The sequence below is a fragment of the Companilactobacillus sp. FL22-3 genome, assembly GCF_054881455.1.
Genome location: NZ_JBTYYZ010000006.1, coordinates 36,539 through 50,191, shown reverse-complemented (window position 1 = coordinate 50,191; position 13,653 = coordinate 36,539). Strand labels below are relative to the sequence as shown.

Annotated in this window: 15 protein-coding genes; 2 read left to right on the top strand and 13 right to left on the bottom strand. The window is 36.4% G+C overall.

The genetic code is table 11. The annotated features are described in order from the left end of the window. The first annotated feature begins 167 nt into the window (after nucleotides 1-167). Nucleotides 168-1,001, top strand: coding sequence for a LysR family transcriptional regulator (locus ACYT32_RS06715; RefSeq protein WP_395265379.1), 834 nt, complete (start codon nucleotides 168-170; stop codon nucleotides 999-1,001). Nucleotides 1,002-1,117: 116 nt separating this feature from the next. Here the strand turns inward: ACYT32_RS06715 and ACYT32_RS06710 are convergent, their stop codons facing one another. The 8 genes from ACYT32_RS06710 to ACYT32_RS06675 all read right to left on the bottom strand — a co-directional run bounded on the left by ACYT32_RS06710 (nucleotide 1,118) and on the right by ACYT32_RS06675 (nucleotide 9,185). Further along, entirely contained in the window at nucleotides 1,118-1,600 is a 483-nt protein-coding gene (locus ACYT32_RS06710) for a prolyl-tRNA synthetase associated domain-containing protein (RefSeq protein WP_395265380.1), read from the bottom strand. 86 nt (nucleotides 1,601-1,686) lie between these two features. Beyond that, entirely contained in the window at nucleotides 1,687-3,099 is a 1,413-nt protein-coding gene (gene nhaC / locus ACYT32_RS06705) for a Na+/H+ antiporter NhaC (RefSeq protein ID WP_395265381.1), read from the bottom strand. 391 nt (nucleotides 3,100-3,490) lie between these two features. Further along, a complete protein-coding gene (locus tag ACYT32_RS06700) occupies nucleotides 3,491-4,144 on the bottom strand; it encodes an amino acid ABC transporter permease (RefSeq protein WP_395265382.1) in 654 nt (217 codons plus the stop codon). A 10-nt stretch (nucleotides 4,145-4,154) separates the two neighbouring features. Continuing rightward, on the bottom strand, nucleotides 4,155-4,793 hold the full coding sequence (locus tag ACYT32_RS06695; RefSeq protein ID WP_395265383.1) for an amino acid ABC transporter permease: 639 nt from the start codon (nucleotides 4,791-4,793) through the stop codon (nucleotides 4,155-4,157). After that, nucleotides 4,790-5,617 (bottom strand): glutamate ABC transporter substrate-binding protein, encoded by an 828-nt coding sequence (locus ACYT32_RS06690; RefSeq protein ID WP_395265384.1) that lies wholly within the window; start codon nucleotides 5,615-5,617, stop codon nucleotides 4,790-4,792. The genes ACYT32_RS06695 and ACYT32_RS06690 overlap by 4 nt, the downstream gene beginning before the upstream one ends. A 12-nt stretch (nucleotides 5,618-5,629) precedes the next feature. Further along, on the bottom strand, nucleotides 5,630-6,361 hold the full coding sequence (locus tag ACYT32_RS06685) for an amino acid ABC transporter ATP-binding protein (protein ID WP_395265432.1): 732 nt from the start codon (nucleotides 6,359-6,361) through the stop codon (nucleotides 5,630-5,632). Nucleotides 6,362-6,628: 267 nt separating this feature from the next. Then, nucleotides 6,629-8,422, bottom strand: a complete 1,794-nt coding sequence (locus tag ACYT32_RS06680) for an FtsX-like permease family protein (protein ID WP_395265385.1) — start codon at nucleotides 8,420-8,422, stop codon at nucleotides 6,629-6,631. A 10-nt stretch (nucleotides 8,423-8,432) separates the two neighbouring features. Continuing rightward, a complete protein-coding gene (locus ACYT32_RS06675; protein WP_395265386.1) occupies nucleotides 8,433-9,185 on the bottom strand; it encodes an ABC transporter ATP-binding protein in 753 nt (250 codons plus the stop codon). Between the two features lie 188 nt (nucleotides 9,186-9,373). Between ACYT32_RS06675 and ACYT32_RS06670 the strand changes: the two genes are divergently transcribed. Further along, entirely contained in the window at nucleotides 9,374-10,309 is a 936-nt protein-coding gene (locus ACYT32_RS06670) for a DHH family phosphoesterase (protein WP_395265387.1), read from the top strand. Between the two features lie 161 nt (nucleotides 10,310-10,470). Here the strand turns inward: ACYT32_RS06670 and ACYT32_RS06665 are convergent, their stop codons facing one another. The 5 genes from ACYT32_RS06665 to ACYT32_RS06645 form a co-directional block, all read right to left on the bottom strand. Beyond that, on the bottom strand, nucleotides 10,471-10,686 hold the full coding sequence (locus ACYT32_RS06665) for a hypothetical protein (protein ID WP_395265388.1): 216 nt from the start codon (nucleotides 10,684-10,686) through the stop codon (nucleotides 10,471-10,473). Between the two features lie 19 nt (nucleotides 10,687-10,705). Continuing rightward, nucleotides 10,706-10,903, bottom strand: a complete 198-nt coding sequence (locus ACYT32_RS06660) for a hypothetical protein (protein WP_395265389.1) — start codon at nucleotides 10,901-10,903, stop codon at nucleotides 10,706-10,708. 439 nt (nucleotides 10,904-11,342) lie between these two features. Continuing rightward, a complete protein-coding gene (locus ACYT32_RS06655) occupies nucleotides 11,343-12,122 on the bottom strand; it encodes a hypothetical protein (RefSeq protein WP_395265390.1) in 780 nt (259 codons plus the stop codon). Nucleotides 12,123-12,155: 33 nt separating this feature from the next. Then, a complete protein-coding gene (locus ACYT32_RS06650) occupies nucleotides 12,156-12,941 on the bottom strand; it encodes a hypothetical protein (protein WP_395265391.1) in 786 nt (261 codons plus the stop codon). Beyond that, nucleotides 12,934-13,647, bottom strand: a complete 714-nt coding sequence (locus tag ACYT32_RS06645) for an ATP-binding cassette domain-containing protein (protein WP_395265392.1) — start codon at nucleotides 13,645-13,647, stop codon at nucleotides 12,934-12,936. Before ACYT32_RS06645 ends, ACYT32_RS06650 begins: the two co-directional genes overlap by 8 nt. Between the last annotated feature and the right edge of the window lie 6 nt (nucleotides 13,648-13,653).

Genomic DNA, 13,653 nt, shown 5'->3' with positions numbered 1-13,653 from the left:
CAATACATCCTTGTGAAAAAAATCTTTTACTTTATTCATTAGTTACCATCTATCAGTCTTACCACACTCGTACCGATATTTTTATATTATAATTTAATCACAATATTAAGCCGTTATTATATTTATATATCGCTACATAAATAATATTTATATCGAGGTAAAAACTTATGTTTAGAGACATTGTTGCCTTTCAAAAAGTATATGAAACGCGAAGCATCACACGTGCAGCTAAGGAATTATACGTCACTCAACCAAGTGTTTCGATTCAAATAAAAAAACTAGAGGAAGAGCTAGGTGTTCAATTATTCAAACGTAATGGTAATAAGGGACTAGTACCTACTGAAAATGCAAACCGATTTTATCGTGATTCACAAATAGTACTGAACAATTGGGAAAATTCCCTAAATCACTTAGTAAAAAAACATCGTAGTAACCGTATCAAATGCGTTATTGGAGCCTCTCAAACCACCGCTAATCATGTTATTCCGCCATTAATGGATAGTTTAAAGAAATATTTCGATCGTTTTGACTTCGAATTAATCACAGCTGATTCTGAAAAGATTCTTGAAGAAATCACTAAACGAGAAATAGACTTCGGTATTATTGAAAAACCTATTGTGACTCATGACATTGAACAAGTATCTTTTGCCACTGATGAATTAGTCTTAGCAGGCGATATTGATAGCCCGGAATGGATAATTGGAAAAACTGGTTCTACCCAACGTGAATATACTGATAAATACTTCAACGAACATCATATTCGTCCAACCAAAATTATCAAAGTAAACGACAATAACTTAATAATTAAATTGGTCTCTAGACGAATTGGAAAAGCTATTGTGGCTAAACGCTCCATTACTGATACGTTATTACCATATGAACAGCTAACAAGTGATTTTTGTAATCAATTTTATTTAATCAATCCAAAATTAGCTAATTCTACCGAAATTCAAAACTTGATCGCTCTGGTTAAGACCTTATTACCCCAATTGCATTTCTAAGGATAAAAGCTAGATTACAATTTATAGATTAAAAAATAATGGTCTAGAAATCAAAATGACTTCTAGACCATTATTCTATAATCATGAAACTTACTGTAGCTGATAACAAATATCACTTAAATTATCTTGTAATCATACCCCAAATCAACCAAGAATCTTTCCAAGTCCTCCATCCCAAGAAACAACGTCTTAGTATTATCATTCGGATGAAAGGTCAATGGCTTCTGGCCAACAATATCTTTTTCAAAATAAACTTGAACGTCCTTTTCCCGGTTATTCAGCAGTCCGAAGATTGAAACAAAACCTGGCTTTAAACCTAATTTTTCCAGCAATAATTGCTCTGAAGCAAACTTTAGATGTTTTTCGCCAATCAACTCACCAAAATGTTTCATATCAAGACGTTTATCATCAGCCATAAAAACTAAGTAAAAGGCTTTTTTCTTATTATTGGTCAAAAAGAGTGATTTGGTTCGAATACAATCTTTACCCTCAATATACTCGTCTGCTTTTTGTGCAGTGTAGACGGCCGGATGTTCAACAATTTCATAGTTTATTTTTAACTTATCTAATTCTGCCTTCACTTGTTCATATGGACTCATCGCAACTTCCCCCTCAAATACCTCATACTTTTGTAAATAAAAAAGAGCATCTCTGCTCTTAGAATATCTTATTTACTGATCAATTGTTAGACAGTCGCAACTTTCTTATCAGTTTTAACTGTCTTAGTTAAACGTTTCAATCCGATACCGGTAAATCCACTGATGATTGAGAGGATTGGTGATAACAAACTAAAGAAACAAAATGGCAAGAAGGCTAAGGTTGGAACTCCTAAGGTATTGGCAGCAAAGGCACCGGCAACACCCCAAGGAATCAAGTAGTTAATTACGGTCCCTCCATCTTCAAGCACCCGACTTAGAGCTAAGTTGTCCAAACCACGTTCGTTGAAAGTTTGTTTGAAAGCTTTACCTGGTAAGATAACTGACAAGTATTGTTCACCAACGAAGATATTAACACCGATTCCGGATAAAATCGTGGCTGTAACGACTGATCCTGGTGTCTTCAACTTCTTAGCTAGTGGCGTCATAGCGGTCTGAATCACATCGAATTTCATCAATAATCCACCTAATGACAAAGTAAGGAAAATCAAGGAAACAGTACCCATCATTGAGGTGATCCCACCTCTAGTCAGTAAAGCATCGACACTAGCATTACCAGTTTTTGAGACAAAGCCATTCTCGATGAAACCAGCGATATCTTTAATTGGTGTATTAGGCTTTTCTACAAAAATCATTCCAACTGTAACGGTGATATTCAAAATCAAAGTAGCGATGGCTGGCACTTTTAATATGGCGCAACAGAACAATAGTGCGATTGGTAAAAGAGCCCACCAAGTAATGACAAAGTGGCTGTTCAAAATATTTAATGTCGTATCAATTTTACTCAAACTAGCATTTGAACCGGCATTGCCTAAAATTGCGTAAAGAATCAAAGAAATGATAAAGGCAGGAATCGTAGTCCACATCAGGTTCTTAATATGATCAAATAAATCATCTTCAGCAATGGCTGAAGCTAAGTTAGTTGAGTCGGACAATGGTGATGTCTTATCACCAAAGATAGCTCCGGAAATGATGGCTCCAGCAACTAAAGCTGGACTCATACCGAGGGTTTGTCCCATTCCAAACAAAGCAATCCCAATAGTTGAAATGATAGTAAAAGCACTCCCAATTGACGTTCCTATCAAAGCACAGACAAGAAAGACAGAAGGTACGAACCATTGTACTGAGATCAGATGAAAACCTGCAACCATCATCGAAGGAATGATTCCGGCAGCAATCCATGTACCGATCAAAGCCCCAATTAAAATAAAAATGAAAATGGGAATGATACCATTCTTTACGCCTTCAGTTATTCCATCAAAAATGTCGTCCCAACTGTTGCCACGGACTTTACTCCACAGAATCAATAGGCCAATGACAACTAAAACCGGTGTCTGTGGTGATAAACCAAACTTGATAACACCAAAACCTAAAACTATTAACATCACAACCAAAATTGTAACGGCTTCTCTAAAACTAATCGCTTTTTTACTCTTGTTCATTATCTTTCCTCCAAAATTGTTTTTACATTCAACTGAAAAATCAATATCGAGGATTACCACCGCATGTATTAATCATCATTTTCAATACCCCTTGTATAAAAAAAGTCCCTGCTGCAAACATATGCAACAGGGACGATTTACCGTGGTACCACCCAGCTTGAGAATAGTTAAATAAACTATTACTCCACTCTTGAGAATAACGGCTCTCTTATTCCGCTTGGAAAACCAAGTCGTGTCTGGTATTTCATAACTGCACCCTGACCGGTTCGCATCAACCACCGGCTTTCTTACGCCCAGATACATTACTAATTGATTCAGACACTTATATGTGTTTATTCGATTGCCTTAAACAATAACAGGCTTATTTTGATCTGTCAACATTATTTTAATTTTAGGCCATCCGACGATCGATAATTCTCGACAAAATGGACAATGCGTAACAAACGACAAAGTACATCAATGCCATCGCTACGAAGACTGGAATAATATAATTTGGATCTTGTCCGTAAACGACTTGTCCATGTTGCATTAATTCCGGAACCACAATGATTGTGGCCAAAGATGTATCCTTGATCAATGAAATAAATTGACTAACCAAGGCTGGAATCATTTTTTTATAAGCTTGTGGAAGAATTATATGCCACATAGCTTGCGACATCTTCATCCCCATTGCACGGGCAGCTTCCATCTGACCGATATCAACCGCCAAGATACCTGAACGGATAATTTCAGCAATCATCATCGATTCAAAGACTGTCATCGCCAAAATTGCGGCTGGAATCGTATCCGGCTTGAAACCAAATGCTGGCAATCCAAAGTAAACGAAGAAGATGATCAACAGCAATGGTAAATTTCGGATAACATCAATGATCAGACCGATAATTCTTGAGAAATAAGGAATCTTAGCATAACGGATAATTCCTAAGATCGATCCAAAAATGAAACTTAAAACCACCGATATAACGGAGATCAAAATCGTGATCCATAAGCCTTGGAGAAGGAATCTGATATTGATCCATGAGTAAGCGTCAATCCAAGTTTGCATAATACCCCTCCTAAGCTAATTTTCTTTCTAGATGTTGCATGTAATAACTGATTGGTAAAGTAATGATCAAGTAGAAAATACCAACAATGATGTAGGTATTGACTGTGTCAAAGGTCGTTGAAGCAATGGCATTACCTTGATACATTAAATCAAAACCAGCCACAAAGGCTAGAACTGAAGAATTTTTGACTAAGTTAACGAACTGGTTACCTAGTGGTGGGATTACGTACTTGAAGGCCTGTGGTAAAACGATATAACGCATCGCTTGCCAGAAAGTCATCCCTTGACCACGTGCTGCTTCCATCTGTCCGATGTTAACAGAATTGATTCCCGCACGGACTGTTTCAGCGATAAAAGCTGATGTATAAATCGTCAGTCCAATCGTTCCGGCAGTAAATCCATTGATCTTAACGACATAAAGCGGAATTACTAAATAGAAGAACATCGTTATAACCAACAAGGGGATATTTCTGAAGACTTCAACGTAGACTCTCCCGACTACCCTTAAAAACTTATTTGGTACAACTTCCAAAATAGCGAACAGTGAACCGATAATCAAACTAAAGAATAGTGCTAAGACACTTGATAAAAGGGTCCAGCCGAAGCCACTAATAAACGCACTCCAATTATCTGTAAGTAGATGTATCATTTGCGTAGCACCTCCTTGTAGTTGAATCCTGGGACATTACCGAACCATTTGATAACTAACTTATTGTATGTTCCATCAGCTTCAACTTCTTTTAAAGCCTTATTGATAGCTGACTTAAATTCAGTTTGGCCTTTATTGATTCCGATACCATATGGTTCAGTCGTAAAGGCTTTACCTTGCAATTTATAGCCTGGATTATTAACTGCCATACCAGCTAAGATGACATTATCAGTCGTCAAAGCATCACCTTGACCTGATTTCAAAGCTGTCAAGGCTTGAGCATAATCTGGCAACTGTAAAACCTGCGCTTTTGGAGCGAATTTTTTCACATTTTGAACAGAGTTAGAACCGACAACACCAATAACGGTCTTACCATCTAGGTCTTGAACCTTCTTGACTGAAGAGTTATTTTTAACCAAAATCGATTGACCAGCGTCAAAATATGAATTAGAGAAGTCCAGAATTTTTTCACGTTCTGGCGTTATGGTCATTGTAGCGATGATTGCATCGATATTACCATTCTTTAGCAAGGGGATACGTGACTGTGACGTAACGGTAACAAACTTAGCTGTAGCATTCTTGCCGTACATTTTCTTCGTTATAGCTTTAGCCAAGTCAATTTCAAACCCTTTTTCTTTTCCGTCTTTAACATCAATCAAACCTATCAACTTTGTATCGGCTTTGACGCCCCATGTCACTGTCTTTGATTTTTTATCATTTTCATAAACATTTTGTGCTGACAGAGGTTTGGAGCCACAGGCTGATAATGTAACGGCTAGAAGTAAAGAAGTGATAACTAATACTAAATATTTCCAGCGTTTCATATCCTTATCCCCCTAGTGTTTAATAATTTTGCTGAGGAACTGACGTGCACGTTCATTAGTTGGATGATTGAAGAAAGTATCTTTGTCATCATCTTCCAAGATTTGTCCATCAGCCATGAAGATAACCCGGTTAGCAACTTCTTGAGCAAAGCCCATTTCGTGGGTCACGATCAAAGAAGTCATATCGCTTTGGCTTGTAACATACTTGATTACTCCCAAAACATCATCGATCATTTCTGGATCAAGCGCACTAGTTGGTTCATCGAATAACATGCAACGAGGCTTCATAGCTAAAGATCTAGCGATAGCGACACGTTGTTGCTGTCCACCAGAGATCTGTGCTGGCATACTGTGAGCTTTGTCAGCCAGACCGACCCGATCTAACAAGGCCATTGCTTGTTTCTTATTCTCATCTTCATTCATTTTTAAGACAATTCTTGGAGCTAACATGATGTTTTCCAAAACGTCTTTATTTGCATATAGATTAAAGTGTTGGAAAACCATGCCGACATCTCGTCTAATACGATTGATATCAGTCGATTTGTCTGCAATATCACGACCATTTACGATCAATTGCCCCTCTTGGATCGTTTCCAAACCATTAACAGTTCTAGATAAAGTACTCTTTCCTGAACCTGATGGTCCAATTAAGACAACTGTTTCACCCTTATCGATTTCCAAGTTGATGTCCTTTAAGGCATGGAAATCTCCGTAGTACTTTTGAACCTTGCGGAATTCAATCATTGAAGACATAATAAAATCTCCCTTCTTACTTCATAAAAGATTTTTCTAAAACTTATATTAAGAAAATTTTAATGTTAAACCGAACTTTTAGCAACAAAAAACTTCTTTGTGAATAAAATGTTCGACTTTTTTCAGCTGGCTAGGATTACACGCAAACTATAACACCAATCTTATCTAAATATTCATTTCAACAATTCCAAAAATAAATTTTTTTTACGAACAAACAAAAAAGCCAGATTATTAGAAACAATCTGACATAATTTAATCTTAATTTTTAAGGACGATTTTTTTGTATAAGTATCTAGTAACGAAGTAATAAATCAAATACAATACGATGAAAATCATGAATGGAATCTCAATATGACTGTATGGTTGGTAAAGGATCTTACTAAATAGCTGTAAACCAACCAGTACATGAATCAAACCTAGAATTGCAGGAACAGAGAACAAAACGGCAATTTCCTTATTGATTGTTTGACGAAGCATCTTTTGACGAGTACCAACTTTATAAAGCATGTTATAACGCTTAACGTCACCACTAGCTCCAGACAAAATCTTAAACATCAAGCAACTAGCAAGCATAGCTAGAAAGGCAATTCCCAAGAATAAGCCCATAAATTCTAATCCAGAGAAGAAACCATTGATCATTGTATAAGAACTGTACTTATCGCCACCGGCGGTCTTTAATTCAGGATAACGTTGATTTTCAGCTTTTGAAATTGCTTTGATCTGATTCAAGTTACCCTTAAATGAATTCGTCTTAACTAAGACTGTCTTAGTCTCTGGCGATTTGATTGCTGCATACTCTTGATCACTCAATAATTTAGTATTTTTAGTTCTTTGTGCTGGCAACCTTGTATTCATCAACGCAAAATTTGCATTGTCATTTTTACTAGGATCACTTGAAGTGGCGTGCTTTGAGACCATTGTCTCAGTATTGATTTTGGAATAACCCAATGGTTGTTTCTTGAATTCACTGGCTTGATAATAGACATTTTTAGCGTCTGTTTTGTAGGTATAAACATTCTCTTTGTCAATTTGTAAACCACGGATGCGTTTCTGCTGTGCAGCATCCGGATTGGTAACTTGGACATCATAGTAGCTTTGTCCATTTACCACATTGTCAATTTGATTGTTGAAACCTAAGCCGACCGTTATAGCGCCTAAAGCTAAGGCAAACATAATCGAAACCATTGAGAGAATCTTGGTGTAGTCATTGATTCGAAAACTCAATTGTGAAAGTGTAAAATTATTCAAACCTTTTTGAGAATACTTAATATTACGTTTCAAAGCGACGATGACGAATGTTACAAGTGAATTGATCGTAAAGTAAGTTCCACCAACAATGGTGATTAAAGCCAAGGGAATACCTAAATAAATAAAACCTGGCTGTTGACCAACAAAATACATGGTTAAATATCCCACAGCCAAGAGAATGAGTCCTAAAACTGCTTGAACAGCTTTTACAACGCCGTTACGTTTGATTTTTACTGGTTGGCTATCACGATTCAATAAAGTTAATACTTTACTGCGACGTAATGAGATTGCATTTCTGATAGCGGAAAAGGCAAAAATAATCACGAAGAAAGCCAATGTCCAAAGAAAAGCTGGTAAATAAAAACTATCGAAGTGCTTGATCTGCATGTCCAATGCACTGATCAGCCATTTACCAACGAATCCGGTCAAGAAAATTCCAATGGCTGACCCGATCAAAGTAGCAATGGCGCCAATTGATAAAGTTTCAATGAAAATCATTTGCGAAATCTTACTACTTTTAGCACCTAACATCATGAACATCCCGTACTCTTTTTGGCGCATACTCAAGAGAAAGGTATTGGCATAATTGATGTAAACGATCGTGATGATTGCCAACAAGACGATTCCAAAACCAAAAATAAAGACTGTTGCACTGGCTGGTGAATTAGATTTTAAGAAAGATTGATTCGTGGCTAGTGCCATGAACATATAAAATATCGCTGCCGCAATCATCAGTCCTGAAAAAAGCACACTGTAATCACGCGCCCGATGCTTGATACCGTTTAAAGCTAATTTGTTTAACATGTTTACCCCCCTATTCTGCAAATGTTCCGAGTGAATCTAGGATTTCTTGATAATATTCAGCTCGATTGCGTTTTTCCTTTTTCAATTCCTGGCCGATTTCACCATCTTTGATAAAGAGGATTCGGTCACAGAAACTTGCTGAAAACGGATCATGAGTCACCAGTAAAATTGATACATTATCTTCACGATTGATTTTCGTTAACGTATCTAACAGAGCTCTAGCACTCTTGGAATCTAAGGCACCAGTAGGTTCATCACCAAAGACGATTGAAGGATTGTGTACTAAAGCACGAGCGGCCGCAACACGTTGTTTTTGTCCACCTGACAATTCAGTTGGATAATGATTCAAGATTTCCGTAAGACCAAGTTTTTCAGCAATACTCATTACTGCTGGTTTAATCTCCTTGGTAGCTTTATTCTGCAAAGCTAATGGCAATGCGATATTTTCATAAGCTGTTAAATTTTCCAATAAATTAAAGTCTTGAAAAATGAAGCCAATTTTATTAGCCCGAAAGTCGGCCATTTGATTGTTATTTAATTTAGTTATGTCTTGACCAGCAATTTCTACTTGGCCACTAGTGGGTGTGTCTAATGTAGACAAAATATTCAGTAAAGTAGTTTTACCCGAACCTGAGGCACCCATGATTCCAACAAATTCCCCAGGTTTTACTTCAAAATTAACATCAGATAAGGCTTTAAATTGTTTCTCGCCCACTTTTCCGTATATTTTTTCAATATTTTGTACATCGACTATTTTTTGCATGTTTACTTCCCTCCATTTGATATATCTATCATAAAGGGTATGGGGTGATGAGTCGTGGGTTTTCTCTTACATCTACTTACAGTTTTGTAAGTTCAGCTTACGATGAGTGTTGAGTAATCTAATGGGTAAAATAACCAGTATTGATGATAGAATATAACTAAATTGATAAACGCTGAGGAGTACTTTCTATGATTGCTGATATTTTAAAAAGTATCGAAGAATACGACAAAATTATTATTGTGAGACATCAAAACCCTGACCCTGATGCGATCGGGTCCCAAGTTGGTCTCAAATTGATGCTCCAAGAAGCCTATCCTAATAAGGAAGTTTATGCGACGGGAATTGACTTACCCGTATTAGATTGGATCGGGTCCATGGACCAAGTTTCTCAAGAAGTTTATCAAGATGCACTGGTCATTGCTGTTGACACTGCTAATGCTAAAAGAATCGATAATGCTGGCGAATATCGGCTGGCTGACAAGATAATTAAGATTGATCATCACCCAGATGTCGATTCGTTTGGCGATATTAATTGGGTCGAAGATAGAATTTCTAGTTGTTCCGAAATGATTTACGATTTGACAGTTCAACTAGAACCGCTCAACTTGTCTCAAGAAAGTGCCTTTAAACTATATGCAGGTATCGTTGGCGATACTAATCGCTTCTTATATGGCGAGACTAGTTACCAAACTTTACAAGTAGCAACCAATCTTGCTAAAACAGGTATCGACATTTCCCAAATTGCTCTGCACGAAGATGAGATGTCCGAACGTTTAGCACGCTTGGAAGCTTATATACTAAACAACTTCAAACTAACCGAGTCTGGATTTGGCTATATTATTATCCGTAAGCCTGATTTAGAAGGCTTTCACTTACAAGACGGTGAGATTGACAATGCTGTTCCCTTGATTGGTCGCATCAATAAGGTCAACAATTGGATCGTCGTTAGTGAAAAAGTAACTGATCATTTCCGTGTCAACTTGCGTTCTAAAAAAATGCCTATTAACCAAATTGCCGAAAAATTCGGCGGCGGTGGTCATCCTCTGGCCAGTGGCGTTTATGTCGGCAGTATGGAACAAGTTTATGAATTGATTGAAGACATGGACAATTTAAATAAAATCTAACTGAACCAAGGCACAACGTCTGCTTAATGCAAATAGAGCGACAACTCAAAATTGAGTTGTCGCTCTATTTGCATTAATACTGGGAAGCCAAGCATATTTGCTTCACTCTTGTATTTTTCTTCCATATTAAATTTTCTCTGAATTATACCGTTATATAACGGTCACTTAATCAAAAAAGCTCCGACAACTAAACAAATAATTCCAATGATCAGTGACATATAAACCCCCATGAAAACATAAGGCTGTGGATTTTTGACATTCTTTTTAATATTAAAATACATTTTTCGACCAACATATATTTGATAGATCCCCATCAAAATAACAACGATTCCAATCATCTCAATACCCACGTAATCATCCCACTTTTCTTTTATCATAAGACATTTTACCAAAGGATCAAATCCATTTGAAAATAATGTCTAAACCAATAAAAACTAATATCAGACCAAAGCTCGAACCAAACAATAAAATAAAGGCTGTAAAACGAGGATAAAATCTTTTCGATTCGTGCCTAACTTGCCGAATGGCTTTAATGGTTAGAGCAATTTGCGTAAATCCAAAAATAAGTGCTAATAATGCAAGTGTGTCAGACATAGAGATCCCTTCTTTCAGGTATACCAATCTCCTTCATCATAATATTTATTGTCATATAATGAGAGTCTCAATGATTGACAAGACGTCAACAATTACGCTACAAAAAAAAGGATCTTAGTTCACGATGTCTAGTCGGAACTAAAATCCTTAGGAAAAGTATTTTGAAAAATTAAATATTGAATTGATCAACATTACTGTACCGATAACGACCATGAAAAAAGAAAAAATGCCGTTGATCGTACAGACATTATTCCACGGGAAAACTGTTAGAAAGGAGATGCAAAAGATCCCTATCCAAAAGTATTTTCCTTTGTAAAAATCGTTATTGAACCTCACGTTGAACCCTTCTTTACTATTTTATTAGTATCGATAATACTCCAAAAAATTATTTATATGCCAATTTAATCATAAACGTACATTTTCTTATCATGAACGTAATCTAACGACTAGTTTCGAAATAATTCTGTAATAAATGTAAACTTCCGATAATCGAAAGTCCGATACCGGCTAAATCAAAAAAACAAACTTTAAAGAATGTTTGGGCCACAAGTCCTCGGTAATCATCTAAATCAATTAGAGACATCCTCGTTAAAGTTACAAAGATAATGCCCATACTCAACCCCAAAATTAGGAAGTTCATAATCACAAAAGTTAATTTGCGTTTATTTGTTGAGAGAAAATTACTGAGGTAATCGACCAAAAGGTGAATCAAGGTGCCGCAAGTCCAAATCAAGATGATTCCCAGCACCGTAATGACACCGTCTTTAACAAGTAGTTTCAACTCATTACTATTCCATATAATGAAATGTAAAAAAATATCACTCTTCATTTGTGTATATGAAGCGAGGATAAAGATACCAGTCGCTGAAATCACTAGATAGCAATATGCCAAACTAGTCGTTACCAAATTGATGAAATACAGTTTCATTTCAGATAAGGGAATCAGGCGATATCGATCATTCGAAAAAACTTGCTCGTTACTTCTGATCAACAACAAAACGCCAATCAGATAAACCACGCAGGCACTAAAGATCAAGACACCCTCACTGTAATTGAGCAAAATAGATAATCCGGCTTTTCCTTGTTTCGCACCATTTAACTTTAAAACTCCAATAAAAATTAAAACTAAAACCTCTAGGAGATCGAAAAGTAAGATCATATTCATTAATTTGAACTTACTCCACATTAAATCCTTTGTTACACCCAGAACGCTACTCATAATCAAACCATCCCATAGTTATTTTTGTAGTGTTTAACGAATTGTTTCGGTCCATCTCTTCAAGAGATAAATATTCAATAATGTAAATACGGCAATCCAGACGAACGTGATACCGCAGCTGATCCACAAGACATTATTTAATTGATTCAAATTAGTGATCCCTTGCGTACTTATATGCGTAATTAAGAATTTAATCACCTTACCGGTCGTGAAGTTGAAGATTATCAAACCGATACATGTTACGACGAAGTAAAGAATAAAAGTAACGAATTTTTGCCGACCAAAAGGTAAGAAACCACTGATCCAACCGATCAAGAAGTGAATAACTGTGATACCAGTCCACATCAGAATAGCTCCTAAAATCATCAAGATGAAGATTAAGACCATGGAAGCAATTTCGGAATGTCCAACGACAGAACTGATCGAAATATCACTCCAGTTGCCACCAGCCATGAACATAACTATATTGCCCAAAATACCTTCAATGATTTGTAAATAAATATAGGCTAGTAAGGTAGTTAGAACATTGCCGAAATATAATTTTGTGTCAGACACTGGTATCAAACGGTAATTGTTGCTTGTGAAAACTTGTTCGTTACGCCGTGACAACATTACAAAACCAACTAAACTAGCTAATACAGTTTCAAAAGTAAAAAAAGCGACAAAATAACTTGGCATAAGGCTGCCGTCAAAGCCTCCCGTGATCAATCTCCATAAATACATGACCACAAAAGCAATCAATTGAATGATGACGACCCAGTTCATCGTCTTCCACTTATCATAGATTAGATTCTTACTCAAATTGATATAATCACTCATTAGTAACACCACCTTCATAAACCTGTTCATAATACTCTTCAACACCTAAGTGATACTTCTCTTGAATGTTTTCAACGGAACTGACTTGATAAATAGTTTCGTCTTTGATAATGATGACATCGTCTAACAAACTAGCGATTTCTGTCACATAATGATCACTGATAATAATTGTTGAATTGTCACTCTTCCAACGAATAATACTGCTGATGATTTTCTTACGAGACATGCTGTCGATTCCACTCAAAGGTTCATCTAACAAGTAGAGCATTGTTTCACGTGAAAGTGCCAAGGCGATAACCAATTTTCCACGCGTACCAGTTGAGAGAGCTGATAGACGCTTAGTCTCATCTAAGCCTAAGAAGTCAGAAATTTGTGCGTATTTCTCTTTTGAAAAATCATGGTAGACATTCTCATAAAATCTTAAGATCTCGCTGATTTTAGTGTTCTTACCAAAACCGCCTAATTGGTCGCTTAAACTGACGTTTTGTTTAATATCAGCTTTTTTCACCTGACCGCCAACCGTTATAACACCTTCAGGTACAGAATTAACTCCAGCTATCAAACGCATCAAAGTTGTTTTACCAGCGCCATTCTCACCAAGTAGCCCAATGATCTTGCCACTGTTGATCGATAAATTGACATCCGTCAGAATTACTTTGTTATTCTTTTTATATTTTAAATTTTTGATTTTTAATATTTCAGTCATGAATCT